The 14,632-nt window shown below is 61.6% G+C and carries 16 protein-coding genes and 1 pseudogene; 5 read left to right on the top strand and 12 right to left on the bottom strand.

Translation table 11 applies throughout. The features are described from left to right. Window positions 1-28: 28 nt before the first annotated feature. The 4 genes from B9N88_RS19310 to B9N88_RS19325 form a co-directional block, all read right to left on the bottom strand. Complete coding sequence (locus tag B9N88_RS19310; protein ID WP_027605630.1) at window positions 29-1,645, bottom strand: inorganic phosphate transporter; 1,617 nt, start codon at window positions 1,643-1,645, stop codon at window positions 29-31. Window positions 1,646-2,034: 389 nt separating this feature from the next. Further along, entirely contained in the window at window positions 2,035-3,054 is a 1,020-nt protein-coding gene (locus B9N88_RS19315; protein ID WP_027605631.1) for a transporter, read from the bottom strand. A 148-nt stretch (window positions 3,055-3,202) separates the two neighbouring features. Next, window positions 3,203-3,508, bottom strand: a complete 306-nt coding sequence (locus tag B9N88_RS19320) for a PepSY domain-containing protein (protein ID WP_027605632.1) — start codon at window positions 3,506-3,508, stop codon at window positions 3,203-3,205. Between the two features lie 100 nt (window positions 3,509-3,608). Further along, on the bottom strand, window positions 3,609-4,736 hold the full coding sequence (locus tag B9N88_RS19325; RefSeq protein ID WP_027605633.1) for a glycerophosphodiester phosphodiesterase family protein: 1,128 nt from the start codon (window positions 4,734-4,736) through the stop codon (window positions 3,609-3,611). A 232-nt stretch (window positions 4,737-4,968) separates the two neighbouring features. Here B9N88_RS19325 and B9N88_RS19330 point away from each other — a divergent pair, with 232 nt between their 5' ends. Then, entirely contained in the window at window positions 4,969-5,292 is a 324-nt protein-coding gene (locus B9N88_RS19330; protein ID WP_027605634.1) for a DUF2025 family protein, read from the top strand. Window positions 5,293-5,599: 307 nt separating this feature from the next. Here the strand turns inward: B9N88_RS19330 and B9N88_RS19335 are convergent, their stop codons facing one another. Further along, on the bottom strand, window positions 5,600-5,923 hold the full coding sequence (locus B9N88_RS19335; protein WP_027605635.1) for an antibiotic biosynthesis monooxygenase family protein: 324 nt from the start codon (window positions 5,921-5,923) through the stop codon (window positions 5,600-5,602). Then, window positions 5,920-6,627 carry a CTP synthase C-terminal region-related (seleno)protein gene (locus tag B9N88_RS19340; protein ID WP_027605636.1) on the bottom strand — a complete coding sequence of 236 codons (708 nt, stop codon included), beginning with the start codon at window positions 6,625-6,627 and terminating at the stop codon, window positions 5,920-5,922. Before B9N88_RS19340 ends, B9N88_RS19335 begins: the two co-directional genes overlap by 4 nt. 80 nt (window positions 6,628-6,707) lie before the next feature. Here B9N88_RS19340 and B9N88_RS19345 point away from each other — a divergent pair, with 80 nt between their 5' ends. Beyond that, on the top strand, window positions 6,708-7,589 hold the full coding sequence (locus tag B9N88_RS19345; protein WP_027605637.1) for a LysR family transcriptional regulator: 882 nt from the start codon (window positions 6,708-6,710) through the stop codon (window positions 7,587-7,589). Between the two features lie 31 nt (window positions 7,590-7,620). Here B9N88_RS19345 and B9N88_RS19350 read toward each other — a convergent pair whose 3' ends face one another. The 5 genes and pseudogenes from B9N88_RS19350 to B9N88_RS19365 all read right to left on the bottom strand — a co-directional run bounded on the left by B9N88_RS19350 (window position 7,621) and on the right by B9N88_RS19365 (window position 11,685). Continuing rightward, window positions 7,621-8,142, bottom strand: a complete 522-nt coding sequence (locus B9N88_RS19350; protein ID WP_027605638.1) for a DUF1003 domain-containing protein — start codon at window positions 8,140-8,142, stop codon at window positions 7,621-7,623. 84 nt (window positions 8,143-8,226) lie between these two features. Beyond that, window positions 8,227-8,706: a methyl-accepting chemotaxis protein gene (locus tag B9N88_RS33325; RefSeq protein ID WP_371263366.1), complete on the bottom strand. Its 480-nt coding sequence runs from the start codon at window positions 8,704-8,706 to the stop codon at window positions 8,227-8,229. Between the two features lie 69 nt (window positions 8,707-8,775). Then, a pseudogene (locus tag B9N88_RS33330) lies at window positions 8,776-9,546 on the bottom strand (PAS domain-containing protein); the annotation flags it as partial. Window positions 9,547-9,810: 264 nt separating this feature from the next. Next, on the bottom strand, window positions 9,811-10,869 hold the full coding sequence (locus B9N88_RS19360) for a diguanylate cyclase (protein ID WP_027605640.1): 1,059 nt from the start codon (window positions 10,867-10,869) through the stop codon (window positions 9,811-9,813). Window positions 10,870-11,058: 189 nt separating this feature from the next. Continuing rightward, on the bottom strand, window positions 11,059-11,685 hold the full coding sequence (locus tag B9N88_RS19365) for a TetR/AcrR family transcriptional regulator (RefSeq protein ID WP_027605641.1): 627 nt from the start codon (window positions 11,683-11,685) through the stop codon (window positions 11,059-11,061). A 123-nt stretch (window positions 11,686-11,808) separates the two neighbouring features. Between B9N88_RS19365 and B9N88_RS19370 the strand changes: the two genes are divergently transcribed. The 3 genes from B9N88_RS19370 (at window position 11,809) to B9N88_RS19380 (ending at window position 14,272) form a co-directional block, all read left to right on the top strand. After that, a complete protein-coding gene (locus B9N88_RS19370; RefSeq protein WP_027605642.1) occupies window positions 11,809-12,867 on the top strand; it encodes an MBL fold metallo-hydrolase in 1,059 nt (352 codons plus the stop codon). 339 nt (window positions 12,868-13,206) lie between these two features. After that, a complete protein-coding gene (locus B9N88_RS19375) occupies window positions 13,207-13,725 on the top strand; it encodes a hypothetical protein (RefSeq protein WP_043293518.1) in 519 nt (172 codons plus the stop codon). After that, the gene (locus B9N88_RS19380; protein ID WP_027605643.1) at window positions 13,715-14,272 is read left to right on the top strand and encodes an AAA family ATPase; all 558 of its coding nucleotides are present in this window, start codon (window positions 13,715-13,717) and stop codon (window positions 14,270-14,272) included. The genes B9N88_RS19375 and B9N88_RS19380 overlap by 11 nt, the downstream gene beginning before the upstream one ends. Here B9N88_RS19380 and B9N88_RS19385 read toward each other — a convergent pair. Further along, entirely contained in the window at window positions 14,202-14,582 is a 381-nt protein-coding gene (locus B9N88_RS19385) for a helix-turn-helix domain-containing protein (protein ID WP_081744427.1), read from the bottom strand. The genes B9N88_RS19380 and B9N88_RS19385 overlap by 71 nt on opposite strands. Window positions 14,583-14,632: the final 50 nt, after the last annotated feature.

The raw sequence follows: 14,632 nt of genomic DNA on the forward strand, positions 1-14,632 counted from the left end.
CCCTCCCACATTTTCAATCTTGGCTTGGTCAGAAGAGTTGGGTGAACAGCCAGTAGAGGCTGCCGGACAGCAGAATCGCCGCCGGCAAGGTGAGCACCCACGCCATCAGCAAATTGCGGATGGTCCGCATCTGCAACCCACCCCCATTGGCCACCATGGTCCCCGCCACACCCGACGACAACACATGGGTGGTCGACACCGGCAGCCCGAACATATCCGCTGCGCCAATGGTCAGCATCGCCACCGTCTCGGCCGAGGCGCCCTGGGCGTAAGTCAGGTGGGTCTTGCCGATCTTCTCGCCCACGGTGACCACGATGCGCTTCCAACCGACCATGGTGCCAAGCCCCAGGGCGATGGCCACGACAATCTTCACCCACAGCGGAATAAAGCGCGTGGCATCGTCGATCTGTTGCTTGAACAGTTGCAGCTTGCCTTGGGTGTCAGCGTCGAAATTGCCGACCTTGCCTTTGTCCATCAGGCGAATGGTTTCGCTGCTCAGGTACATATCGTTACGCACGTTGCCCACGGCTTCGGCGGGGACTTTGGCCAGGGAACCGTAGCCTTTGACCTGGTCACCGATCTGGCCGGCGAGGGCGGCGAGGGCGGGAATCAACTCGGGCGTGGCTTCCTTGGTGCGCATGTAGGTCGAAAGCACCGGCCGCGGGTCACCCGCCAACGCCCGCGGCGCTGTTTTCATCAGCGCCACCTGGGTCACTTCGGCGACTGCGGCGAACTGCAACGACTGTTCGGCCGGCATGGCGCGGTTCAGCGCATAGGCCATGGGCAGGGTGCCCACCAGGATCAGCATGATCAGGCCCATGCCTTTTTGCCCATCGTTGGAACCGTGGGCAAAGGACACGCCGGTGCAGGTGGCGATCAGCATGCCGCGAATCCACCACGGCGGCGGGGTGTCGCCCTTGGGGGCCTTGTACAACGCACGGTTTTTCACAAAGGCGCGCAGGGCCAGCAACAGCAAGGCGGCGAAGGCGAAGCCGATCAGTGGCGAGAGCAGCAGCGCATAACCGATCTTGATCGCCTGGCTCCAATCCACACCGCTGGTGCCGTCACGCCCGTGCATCAAGGCATTGGCCACGCCGACGCCGATGATCGAACCGATCAGGGTGTGGGACGACGAGGCCGGCAAACCCAGCCACCAGGTGCCGAGGTTCCACAGGATCGCGGCGATCAGCAAAGCGAAGATCATCGCGAAGCCGGCCGATGAACCCACCTGCAGAATCAGCTCCACCGGCAGCAAGGCAATGATGCCGAACGCCACCGCGCCGCTGGACAGCAGCACACCGAGGAAATTGAAGAAGCCCGACCACACCACCGCAAACTGCGGCGGCAGCGAGTTGGTGTAGATCACCGTCGCCACCGCGTTGGCAGTATCGTGGAAACCGTTGACGAACTCGAAACCCAGGGCAATCAACAGCGCCACACCCAGCAGCAGGAACGGCGTCCACGTGGTGAGCTGGGCGCCCATTTCGTGCATGTCGTGCATGAGGCTGTAGGCGGTAAACAACAGGCCCATGGCAAGCACGGCGAAGAAAACGATCACCGTCACCAGGCCGGGTTTCTTGTCCAGGCGCGGTTTTGAGTCGACGGAGGATGAGTGCGTGGAGGCAGTCAGGGAAGGGGTGGCCATGCCGGGGCATCCGTGTGGGGAGGATGCCGCTCATATTCATTGCAGAATGTTACAGCGATGCTGCCGCAAATCATTGTTTAGGTAATTGGATCTGCCACTGGTCTATAAACCGCTGGAGAGCCACGTGTCTAAACAACTTTTCAGACCTTGAAAAATCTCCCTGTGGCGAGCGGGCTTGTCCCGCGTTGGGCTGCGCAGCAGCCCCAGTAAAGAAGAACGCGGTGTATCAGACACTCTGTAGAGGCTGGTTTTGGGGCTGCTTCGCAGCCCAACGCGGGACAAGCCCGCTCACCACAACAGCCCTATTTGCCGGACGTTCAGCGTTCAGCTAGCGTTGTGTGGATACCCACGGTCATCGGGACCAAGCCCCTCCGACAATTGATTGCATTTCAATTTGAAAACTTGCGAAACGCCCAGCGCCCGGCGATCAGCGTGAAGGTCGCGACCAACGCCACCAGGATCCAGAACCCCTCGGGGTCCTGTGAAAGTGGCACACCGCCCACGTTCATGCCGAAAAAACCGGCGATGATATTGATCGGCAACGCCAGCACCGTCACCACGGTAAGGGTGAACAGCGTGCGGCTGCTTTGCTCGTTGAGGTTGGCGGCGATCTCTTCCTGCAGCAGCTTGATCCGTTCGCCCAGCGCCGTCAGGTCGTTGATGATCAGCGCAAACTCCTCGGTGGATTTGCGCAACTCCTTCACGTCTTCCTTTTGCAGCCATTGCGGCGGGCGGTTGAGCAGGCGCAGCAGCGAACCCGGCTCCAACGCGAGCAGGCGTTGCAGGCGCACCAGCACCCGGCGCGCCGCCCCCAGTTCCGCGCGGTTGGTGGACAGGCGCGAGGACAGCAACTGGTCCTCGATATGGTCGACGCTGATGCTGGTCTTGCGCACGATCTGGGTCAGCACTTCCCCCTGGTCGCGCAGCAGGTGCACCAGCAACTCCAGCGGCGAACGAAAGCGTTCGCCGGCCTTCACCGACGAGCGCAGCTTGTCCACCGAGTGCAAGGGTTGCAGGCGTGCGCTGATCAACAGCCGGCTGCGGGCGCAGACCCACAGCGTGGAAATATCCGACGAAACCATGCTGCTGAAGTTGAACACCACGTCGTTGACCACCGCCAGCAAGGCTGAGTCGACGTGTTCGATACGGGTGGAGCGCGAGCCTTCGTGCAGGGCCTCGAAGAATTCTTCGGGTAAATCCAGGTTGGCCTGCATCCAGCGTTCGCAGGCGGCGTGGGCCAGGTTCAAGTGCAGCCACAGGAACTCTTCCGGGTCGGCGGGTTGCTGCAAGGCCGCGAGGGCCGCGGCCGAATCAATCTGTTCGCCCTTTTCACCGGGACGAAAACGAAAACCGTAAAGCAAGCCAAACAGGTCGGAGTCCTGGTGGCTGTGGTCGAGGCTGTGGTTCATGGAGACTCGCAGAGAAAGCGCCTGTAGGACGTTTCACAGGTTCGCGTGGGCGAATCATTGCAAGGAGGTATGACAGTTATATGACGTTTTAACGCTGCGCATAAAAAAACGCGCCACCCGGAGGTGGCGCGTTTTTTCGAGGATCAACTCAAGTGTCTTGCTTGTTTTCCAGCACCGCGCCGGTCTTGGCGTCGAGCTTCACTTCAAAGCGCTTGCCGGCGGTGTCGGTCAGGTCGACTTCGTAGACCAGTACCCCGTTTTTGTGGTCCAGCTCGGTGTCGGTGATGCTGCTACCGGCGTGGGTGGCCACGGCGGCGGCGTTGAGTTTCTCGAACGGCATCACGGCGCCGGACTTGAGCAGGCCTTCAATCTGGTCCGGGCGAACATCGGCCTGGGCCAGGCCGGCGGTCAGGGTCAGGGCGGTGGCGGCGAACAGGGCGGTCAGGGTTTTCATGGTGTGTGTCCTTCTCTGGTGAGCTGTTTAAGTGGCGCCAGATTAACCGGCGCAACTTAACTCATCCTTAATGGCGCACTGACACCAATGCCCGACTCACTCAGTACTTATAGTCGTTCAGCAGGTCCTGAACGCTGGACGACGGCCAGCGCTTGTAGAACTTCAGCAGTTCGGCGGCGCGGTTGGTGAAGATACCGTCGACGCCGGCTTTCATCACTTTGTCGAAATCGACCGGCTCATCCACGGTGTAGACGTGTACCAGCAGGCCCTTGTCGTGGGTCAGCTTGTTCATTTCAGGTTTCACCAGGTCGGTGTAGCTCTGGTCGCCATGGGCGGTCAGCTCAGCCGATGGGCCGGTGCCGATGGCGCCGAGGCTCTTGGCTTCGTCGACCCACTTTTCGAACTCGGCAGCGTCTTTCGGCTCTTGCTTGGCGTAATAGGCGGCCTTGGTCGGTTCGCCGGATTCGGCAAAGGTCTGCGTGGATTTCGGCTCGATGCTGCCCGGGCCAACCCACAACAGCAGGATTTTCGGGGTGTTCGGCATCTCTTTCTGCAGCTCTTTCAAGCTGTCTTTTTCAAACGTCTGCAGCACCACACGACCCTTGCCCTGGCCGACGCCGGTGTTGCTCTTGCCCAGCTTGGAGCCGGCGGAGCTCAACCAGCCTTTATCCAGCAGCTTGTTTTTCAGGTCGGCTTCGATACCCGGGAATTGCTTGGGTTCCTTGGTTTCGATGTACAGGCCGGGTTTGTGCTGCGGGTTGCCTTCGGCGATCTTGATGATGTCGTCCAGGCTCAGGATCTTCAGGCCAACGAAACCTGGACGCGCACGGTCCGGGTAGGCAGCGTTGAACCAGCTGCCGGCGTCGAGGGTTTGCAGTTCTTTCCAGGTGAACTCGTTGGCCGGGGCGTCCTTGCGCTCAGGGAACTTGGTGGCCACGTCGGTGGTGCGCTGCAGGTTGTTGTCGTGCAGGGCGAACAGCACGCCGTCCTTACTGCGCTGCAGGTCCAGTTCCAGGTAGTCGGCACCCAGGTCGCGCGCGACTTTGTAGGCGGCGGCGGTGGATTCCGGCGCGTCGTAGGACGCGCCACGGTGAGCGATCACGGCGGGGTAGGGAATGCCTTCGTTTGTCGCCAATTCAGCCGGGCTGATCGGTTCGGCAGCCTGTGCCTGGCCGAGGCCAAGCGCCAGTGCGAGCAGCAGGGCGCTCTTGGAAAACGTGACAGGCATATGCGAAGTCCTTTCGTGGAGGTAGCTTTGAGAAGGCCTCCTTTTTAACAATTGATTGCGAAAGGCGCTATCACCAAACCGACATTAACGTGCGCACGTGCCAATTTTCTCGGTTTTTTTGCGCGGCATTGCAGTACTCTTGCTCGCAGCCGCCCCGCTAGAGGACGGTATTTTCTGCCACGCGTGTAAGCCATCTTTCCAGTCCCTGTGGGACTTTTCAGTGAGGTTTACCATGCGCATCACCTCCGAGCTTATCTGCCAGGCCGCCGACCAACTCCACGGTTTTGTTGGCCTCAACCGCAAGACCGGCCAGTACATCGTGCGTTTCAGCGAAGATTCCTTCGGCATGGACGTGGCCGACGACGGCATTATCCCCACCGCTGAATTTGTCTGGCTGCCGGCCCCCGAGCAGACCATGACCCTGTCCCGCGAGCGTATCCAGTTGCTGCTCGACCAGAATATCGACGACCGCATCAACATCAGCGAGCCGCTGCGCGTGTACATGAAACGGGTGGAGATTCCACAGATCAGTGCGCTGCGCAGCCTGGTGAGCTAGGCGGCATAGGCGGTGAGCGAGGGTTCTGTGGCAGGCCGGCTTGTTGTGGTGAGCTGGCTTGCTGTGGTGAGCGGGCTTGCCCCGCGCTGGGCTGCGAAGCAGCCCCAATTCAGTTGACGCGGTTCTCCTGACTAACCGCAGCGTCTGGTTCAGGGGCCGCTTCGCGCCCCAGCGCGGGGCAAGCCCGCTCACCACAACAGGCCCACTCACCACAACAGGCCCACTCACCACAGCAGGCCTGCTCACCACAACAGACCCGCTCACCACAACAGGCCTGCTAGCCACAGAGGGCCAGGCGATACGACGGTTACTGGCCTTGGAATGTGTAGGCCCGCTCCACCTTGCACACCCGTGTCTGAAACGCCGAGTACCAGGTGGCGCGTCCTTGTTCGCGCACCGCCCGGTGCTCGGCCTGCTGCTTCCAGGCCAGGATCGCCGCCTCGCTGCTCCAGTAGGACACGGTAATCCCCAGGCCATCCTCCCGCGCCGATTCCACCCCGAGAAACCCCGGTTGATCGCGAGCCAACTCCAGCATGCGGGCGGCGGCCTGGCCGTAGCCTTGATCGCCGTCGGTGCGCAATGAGCTGAAAATCACTGCGTAGTAGGGTGGGGCGGGGGTCTTGGCGATCATGCGTATTGCTCCTGGCACGCCTTGAGCAAGGCAATCGCCAAAGGCGGCGTGACGCCCTTGAGGGCGGTACGTTCAGGCTGGAACAGGGTGGCAACGAAAAATGGATGGTCGAGCAACTCCACCGCGCGCAGATCGCCGGCTGCGTCATGCCCGCTGGGAATCATCTCGCGCTCGAGCAGCGCATCGGCGAATTCGGGGTTGATGCCGTAGCGGCAGCGGTAACCTTCCTCGATGTCAAGACGGCCGTAGGCCTCGGCGATGCGTGTGTAGGGTGTCAGGCGCAGGCTGTCGGTGGCGTCAACCAGTGCGCAGCTCAGGGGGGTGATCACTGCGCGTTCGGCGCCCGGCGCCAGCTCGCCATGTTCGGCATCGGCCCAGCCCAGCACGTTGCGGGCGTATTCCAGCACCGCATGTTGAAAACCACCGCAAGTGCCGAGGAAAGGTCGCCGCTGTTCGCGGGCAAAACGGATCGCCCGCAACGCGCCGTCGGTGTCGCGGTAGGGGCTGGCGGGCACGCACCAGAAACCGTCGAAGCCGTGCAGTGCTGTGGTGGGCGTGAGGGTGTCGGTGTCGAGCCATTGCAGATGAACCTGCAAACCGAGGGTTTCGGCGGCCCGTTGCAGCGCGACGGGAATGGCCTGGTGCGCGATGACATCGGGGTTGTAATCGCCGATCAGGGCGAGGTGCAGGGTGGTGGCTTTCATCGTGTGCGTCCCATGGCTTGTGGTGTCCTTATGCGCACTATAGATTGGCGTGCACGCAATCAATATTGGCGTTTGCCCACATGCTCAATGCAGCCACGCACTATCAGCTCGATTACCCCGACCTGTCGCTGATCCTCGCCCTGGTGCGTGGCGGCACCCTGGCGCGGGCGGCGGCATTGTTGCGGGTGGATGTGTCCACGGTGTTCCGCGCGGTGCGACGGCTGGAGGCCGCATTGGGCCAGACGCTGTTTGAAAAAAGCCGCGCCGGCTACCTGCCCACCAGCCTCGCCAATAGCCTGGCGCAGCAGGCCGAACGTGCCGAACAAGCGCTTGAGACGGCACGCATCGGCGTGGAGCAGGGCGGCGAGGTGATCAGCGGCACGGTGCGCCTGACCTGTACCGACTCAGTGCTGCAAGAGCTGCTGCTGCCGGCGCTGGCGCAGTTCATGCCGGACTACCCGGCGCTGACCCTGGAGCTGAGCACGTCGAATGATTTCGCCAACCTCAGCCGCCGCGATGCCGACATCGCCCTGCGCCTGACCAGGACTCCGCCAGCGCATCTGGTCGGCCGTTGCCTGGGGGCCGTGGCGTATCAGGTGTGTGCCAGCCCCACGTATGCGCATCAACACGCCGCACGCTCACTGGCGGACCTGGCCTGGATCGCGCCGGACGATTTCCTGCCCGACCACCCCACGGTGACCTGGCGCCGCGAACACCTGCCCGGTGTACGCCCCAGCTATCGCTGCAACAGCATGTTGTCGGTGACCGAACTGGTGCGGGCCGGGTTGGGGGTGGCGGCGCTGCCGGACTTTCTGCTGGATGACGGCCTGCAACCCCTGGGCCCCGCGTTGGCCGGGCACGACACCGCGTTATGGCTGCTGACGCGCCCCGATTGCCGCGCGTTGCGCTCGGTGGTGACGCTGTTTGATGAGTTGGGCCGGCATGTGCAGATGAAACCCTGACACACCTCCCTCCCACGTGGAGTTCGCGTTGTTATTGAGGTTTTCGCACATAGTGCTCGTGCATTTCGCACGTCAGGGTTTCGATGTGTTCGGTCAGTTGCTTGGTCATTTCCGTCAGCCGGGTGTTTTGCTCCAGCAATTCGAGCAACTGTCTGGTGGTTTGCGCGGCCTGGGCCTGGCGTTCGGTATTGGCGATGGCCAGGGCTTCACGGTGTTGCGCATCGGCGTCGGACTGGGCTTTGTCGCGGGCCGCCTGGCGCGTCTGGGCCAGCAGGATCAGCGGCGCGGCATAGGCGGATTGCAGGCTGAAGGCCAGGTTGAGGAGGATGAACGGGTACACGTCGAAGTGGGTGATGCCGGTTACGTTCAGCACCACCCACAAGATCACGATCGCGGTTTGCGCACCGAGGAAGGTCGGTGTACCAAAGAAGCGCGCAAAAGCCTCGGCCTTGAGGGCAAAGGTATCGTTGCCGAAGGTCGGGGCCAGGTGGGCGTGGCGGCGGTGAAAACGCAGGTGATCGACGGGGGCGGTTTCGGGCTTGTCGGAGGTCATGGTCGGCTCGGGTCATCAACGTTAAGACAGTGAATCACTATAGTCCTGGCGACCTGTCTTACACATGAATAACCCGTGGCCTACTTAGTGGGCACCCCGCTCATTGGCAAACGCACTCACCGCGTGCACCGCCTCGCTGGTGCCTTCGCGAATCTGCAGCATCACCGTACCGGCCTGGTCGGCCAGTTCCACGCCCTGGGCGGCGCGGTCGCGGGTCGCGTCCATGCTGTCGATGGCTTGGCGGGTTTCAGCCTGGATCACCGCGATCATGCTGGAAATCTCCGTGGTGGAACCGCTGGTGCGCGCCGCCAACTGCCGCACTTCATCGGCCACCACGGCAAAACCACGGCCTTGTTCACCCGCACGCGCGGCTTCGATAGCGGCATTGAGTGCCAGCAGGTTGGTTTGTTCGGCAATGCCGCGAATGGTGTTGACGATGGTAGTGATCTGCTGGGAGCGCTCGCCCAGCTTGGCGATCAGTTGCGAGGAGTTGTCGATGTCCGAGGAAATTTCACGCATGCCGCTGGCTGTTTTCTGGATCACGTCGGCGCCTTTTTCCGCCATGTCCTGGGTGTGCAGCGACAGGTGATAGGCCTGGGCGGCGCTCTGCGCGTCAGCGGCATGTTGTTGCACGCGCGCGGTGATGTCCGAGGCGAACTTCACCACTTTGCGCAGGCGCCCGCTGGCGTCGTACACCGGGTTGTAGCTGGCTTCGAGCCAAACGGGCCGGCCGTTTTTATCCACGCGCTCGAACTGGCCGCTGAACAATTCACCTTGGTTCAGGCGTCGCCAGAACTCGCTGTAGGCTGAGCTCGCGGCGGTCTCTGGGGTACAGAACAGACGATGATGCTGGCCCTGGATCTGCGCCAGGCTGTAGCCCATGCGCTGCAGGAAGTTGGCGTTGGCGGTGATGATCGTGCCGTCGAGGTTGAACTCGATGACGGCCATGGCCCGGCCGATGGCTTCCAACTTGGCGTTGGCCTCGCTTTCGGCCTGCAGGCGCGGGGTAACGTCCAGGGCGTACTTCACCACTTTGATCACACGGCCCGCGTTATCACGTACCGGGGTGTAGCTGGCTTCCAGCCACACCGACTGACCATTGCCGCCCACCCGTTCAAAGGTACCTGATTGGAACTGACCCTTTTGCAGGTTGGCCCAGAGTTGCTGGTACTCGGCGCTGCGGGCGAAGGCGGGCGTGCAGAACATCCGGTGGGATTGGCCTTCGATCTGCTCGGCGCGGTAGCCCAGGGTATTGAGGAAGTTGTCATTGGCCCGCAGCACGAGGCCTTGCGGATCGAATTCGATCACCGCCATGGAGCGTTCGATGGCGTCCAGCAGGCTGGCCTGATGAGCCACGGTGTGTTGCAGGGTATCGATGGTTTTCTTGTGGGCGTTGAATAACATGTTCGGGGGCTCGGGCAAGCACGCGTCTGGGAGGATCCATGTATAGGCGCCTGCCTCCGTAAGGCATTTGCCCTACGGTTGACCTGCTCATTGTCAGCTCCCTTGTGCTGACAGCGGGGGGTGGAACAACGGGTTAAGAGTCATCAGCCTGACAAGAAGTTCGCCCCATGGGCAGGACCATTTTTGGGTAGGCGACCAATGGAGGCATTGTGCTATCTCGTGCGGGGCTGCACGGAGGATCCAGACCGGTGTCGTAGGACAACGTCAGGCGGAACAGGCTATCCGGTCGTCGTTGACACTGACTCGATTACGCCCGGTGTCCTTGGCGGCATAAAGTGCCCGGTCCGCCGCGTTCAGCCACATGGCTGCGTCGGTGAAGCGCGGCTGGAAGTCCGCCAGGCCGATGCTCAGGCTGACGCGCAATTCCGGTAGGTGCGGGGTGCGGTAGTTGCCGAATGTTTCGCGCATCTGCTCCATGATCTGCGCCGCTTGCTCCAGAGGCATTTGCGGAAGAATCACACAGAACTCATCGCCACCGTAACGTCCGGCCAGGTCGTTTTCCCGCAGGTTGCGCCGCAGTTCCAGGCTCAGTTGCCGCAGCACCGTGTCGCCGACGATATGGCCGTGGGTATCGTTGATCTGCTTGAAGTGGTCAATATCGATCAATGCGATGGTGGCGTGGCTTTGCTGCTGCTGGCACTTGTGGAACTTGAGGTGCAGCAGGTCTTTCCACGAGCCGTGGTTGAGCAGGCCGGTGAGGCTGTCGGTGCGGCTCAGGGCACTAAGGGCGCGTTTATGTTCCGAGAGCTTGATCGCCAGTTGATAACAGACCATGCCGATGGCCATGGGGTAGAGGGTCAGCATCGGCAGGCAGGAGTAGACCTGCAGCAGGCTGACGTCGGGGTTGAACTGGATGCCGAACAGCGCCCACGCCACGCCGATCCCCAGCCCCTGGGCGAGCAGTCCACGCAGGAACAGGCGCCGGCCGCCGGCGGCGACGTTGTTCATGGTCATCATCGACAGGATGGTCACGGCTGTCAGCGGCGTGAACTGCGTGGCCGCCGCCCAGAACCCGCCGAGTACCGAGTCATACAGGAAGTTGCGCTGTTCAGCCTGGTAAGGGAACGGCGAGCGGGTCGACAACTGGTACGCCAGGTGCGCCCAGGCAAACCCATTGAACAGCAGTAATGCCCAGACCCAGCCCGGCATGGCGAGCGGGTACAGGGCGCCGGTGACGCTGATGCTGCCGACACCCAGGCCGATGATCCTTGGCTGGTAGATACGCCGGGCAAATGAGAGCCCTTTGCCTCGTCTGTTTTCCATAAATTCCTGGTTCAGCTGTTTTTCACATTTACGCCGGCGCGGCCACTGGATCGACCGTTGATCGGATAAGGCCTGTGAATATTGTCAGTTATTCCCATGGGAATAATCAGTGGCCTTCCAGGCCATTTGCGCAAAACAGAGGGCGAATGCGTCAAAAGCGACCAGGAATGTCGCTCCTGCAATGGTTTTTTACTCGGGGCGGGGGGCGCTGACTTCATAGCCGGCCAGGAACAGGTCAATGGCCGACTCAATGACGCGCGCCTGGTGAGCGGCATCCAGGGTCGGCTGGCCCAACGTGATCTGCGGCCAGAACGCGAAAGCCTTGAGCAAGCTTTGGATCTGGTGGGCGGCAAACGCCGGGTCGGTGCAGGAGAGGCGGCCGTCTTCCTGGGCGGCGCGTACCCACTGGGTAAAGCCTTCTTCGCGCTGGCTCAGGCGGGTGACCATGTCTTGCGCGCGTTCCGGTGAGTGGATGGTGGCGGCGATGGCTACCCGGGCCAGATCGAGGAAATTGGTGTCCGACATCATCTTCATCTTGGCTTCCAGCAAACCACGCAATTGTTCGCGCAGGGGGCGCTCGCTGGTGTAGCTGACGTCGAGTTGGGCGACGCTGCTGGCCCAGAGTTGGTGAAGGATTTCGGCGAACAGTTCTTCCTTGCTGGGAAAATGGTTATACACCGTGCGCTTGGACACCCCAGCGGTGGCGGCGACCTTGTCCATGCTGGTGACCTCGAAGCCGTTATCGCGAAACTCAGCGATGGCCGCTGCCACGATGGCTTGGCGTTTGCGGTCGGTGAGGCGTTGAGGGGCAGTCATGGGTGGCGTTCGGCTCTTGAGGGTAAATTACACTGGGTAGTTTACTTGCTGCGGATTTTGTTGCAATCTTGAAACTACACTGTTCAGTGTAACTTATGCGCGGACCGTAGGAGTCACTCTGTAATGGCCACCATCTCAACCCGCCTCAAGTCTTCACCTGCGGCGCCCAAGCCTGCCGATCTGGACCTGGGGCGCTTCAGCAACGAGGCCCCCGTGCAGCACGGTGGCTTTGGCAAGACCTTGCGTATCTTCTGGAACATGCTGTTTAACAAGCCACGCAGCACGCGGCCGGTGGGGCAGATCCCGGTGCAACCGCTGACCCGCGAGCAATTGTTGGCGGCGCCTGATCACAGCGTGTTCCGCCTGGGGCATTCCACCGTGTTGCTGAAAATGCGCGGCAAGTTCTGGCTGACCGACCCGGTGTTCGCCGAGCGTGCCTCGCCATTCAGTTGGGCTGGCCCCAAGCGTTTCCACCAGCCGCCTATCCGTCTTGAAGAGCTGCCGCCCCTGGAGGCGGTGATTCTTTCCCACAACCACTACGATCATCTTGACCATAAGGCTGTGGTCCAACTGGCCGACAAGACCCGTTACTTTCTCGCGCCGCTGGGCGTGGGCGACATCCTGGTCAAGTGGGGTGTCGACGCCAGCAAAGTGCGGCAGCTGGATTGGTGGCAAGGCACCGAGGTGGATGGCATTCGCTTTGTCGCCACGCCGGCGCAGCACTTTTCCGGGCGCGGCCTGTTTGATGCCAACCAGACCCTCTGGTGTTCCTGGGTGATGATCGACGGCACGCGTCGTATCTTTTTCAGCGGCGACACCGGCTACTTCGACGGCTTTAAACGCATCGGCGAACAGTACGGCCCGTTCGATCTGACGTTGATGGAAACCGGTGCTTACAACGTCGACTGGCCCCATGTACACATGCAGCCGGAGCAAACCCTGCAAGCGCATATCGACCTCAGGGGCCGCTGGCTGCTGCCGATCCACAACGGCACTTTCGACCTGGCGTTCCATGCCTGGCACGAACCTTTCGACCGCATCATGGCGCTGGCGTGGGAGCGCAATGTGTCGATTACCACACCGCCGATGGGCCAGGCGTTCAGCTTGAACCAGCCGGAGCGTGGATATGCATGGTGGCTGGAAGTGGAAACCCAAGGTGCACAAGAGCACCTTGTGGGCTGAGGGCGCAGAGGCGCCGAAAAAGGAGTTTTCAAGCTGTTTCGGGTCTGCGACAGGCGCCGGCGAAGGATGCGATGATCCCTGGAAAGTGTTTTCAGGGGAGGCGTACCGATGGACAGCATATGCAGATGGTTTTTGCGAGCAGATGCGGTTTGCCAGGTTGGCCAGCCGTTGTCTGCGCTCTTGGGCATGACCGATTCGGCATCTCCATGTAGCCGTCCTTCCCCCGATCAAGTGCCCCCCCGCAGTATCGAGTTTGATGTCGATACCCCCCCTCAAACCCACCCCAAGGGTGGCGTCCTGATCCCCGGGTATAACGTACCGGCAATTCCCATCAGACCCATGCCTGATCCCTCGTTGACGCTGATTGCCCTGAGCGGTATCGACCCAGAGGGCCCGGTGATGGTGGAGGTGCCCCTGGTGCAGAACAACAGCCGCTTTGCGGCCACGCAAGCGTTGGCCGGCAGGCGCGTGGGGTATGCCGACCGATATGGACGTGGCGATGGGCATGAACCGATTCAACACCGTGCGCCCTTCATGCGTGCGCTGGACGTACTGCGCCGGGCCGGGGCGCAACTGATACCCGTGCCGGCGCAACGTGTCGACGGCACCCTCACGTTCAACCTGCACACCCATAATGAAATCGATGAAATCGTGAATGAATACCGGCTGGATGCCCTGGTGTCGGACAGTGAAAGTGCTGCGTTCCATGCTGCCTGCTGGAGTGGTTACCCGAAGTTCGCCGAGGCTCTCGATGACGGCGGGACGTTGTGGTTCTACGGTGCGCGATGGTCGAAGGAATCGTTGGCCGCGCTGGCGCAGGGTTATCGCAATGCCAGGGAGGGAAGCCATGGCCTATAGAATTCATATCCTCGGTGCTGCGGGGGCGGGCACTACCACCCTGGGCAGGGCCTTGGCGGAGAGTCTGAACGTCGCTTACTTCGACACCGACTATTTCTACTGGCAGCAAACCGACGCCCCCTTCACCATTGCCCGGCCCAAGGATGAACGCATCCGCCTGCTGCAGGACCAGACTGTCGGCCTGGAAGGCTGGGTGCTGTCCGGTTCACTGTGTGGCTGGGGCGACCCGATGATCGCGCAGTTCACCCACGTGGTGTTCCTGCGCCTCGACCCGCACGTGCGCCTGCACCGTCTGCGCATGAGGGAGGTGCAACGCTACGGTGATGAAATCCTGGAAGGTGGCAGTCGCCACGAGAACAGCGTCGCCTTCCTGGCCTGGGCCGCTCGTTACGACAACGGCAACCACAGCCTACGCAGCCTGCGTCGGCATGAAACCTGGTTGGCGGCACTGACCTGTCCGGTGATCCGCTTGGACTCTACGCACCATTCGGCTGGGGCGTTGGTGAATCAATTGATGCCGCTGTTGAGCCCATCAGCCGCGACATAATGTTTTGTGCTGCGGGTTCGGCAGGGGCGGTGTCAAACCGCCGTACACTCATGCCCCACCCCGGCGCAAACCCCGGGAAAAACACCAGCCCTTGCGCCTCCAACCGAAACGCCAATGCCAGGCGGGTTTCATCACCCACATCGCCCTGGCTTTCGAACTGTTGGATGGCATCCACCGTCACACCCGCCTGGCGGGCCAGCTCGTCGCGGCTCCAGCCCAGCATCGCGCGGGCCTGTACGCTGTGTTTGGCGGTGAATTGGTGCAGGACGATCTGCTGTTCTACGAAAGAGCTCATTGCCAGGGAGGACATGGGGTTTCTCCAGGGTTCGACGGGGGAGGGTAAACTATACTGTGTTTTTG

The sequence above is a fragment of the Pseudomonas sp. LAMO17WK12:I1 genome, from assembly GCF_900177315.1.
Classification (GTDB): Bacteria; Pseudomonadota; Gammaproteobacteria; order Pseudomonadales; family Pseudomonadaceae; genus Aquipseudomonas; species Aquipseudomonas marginalis.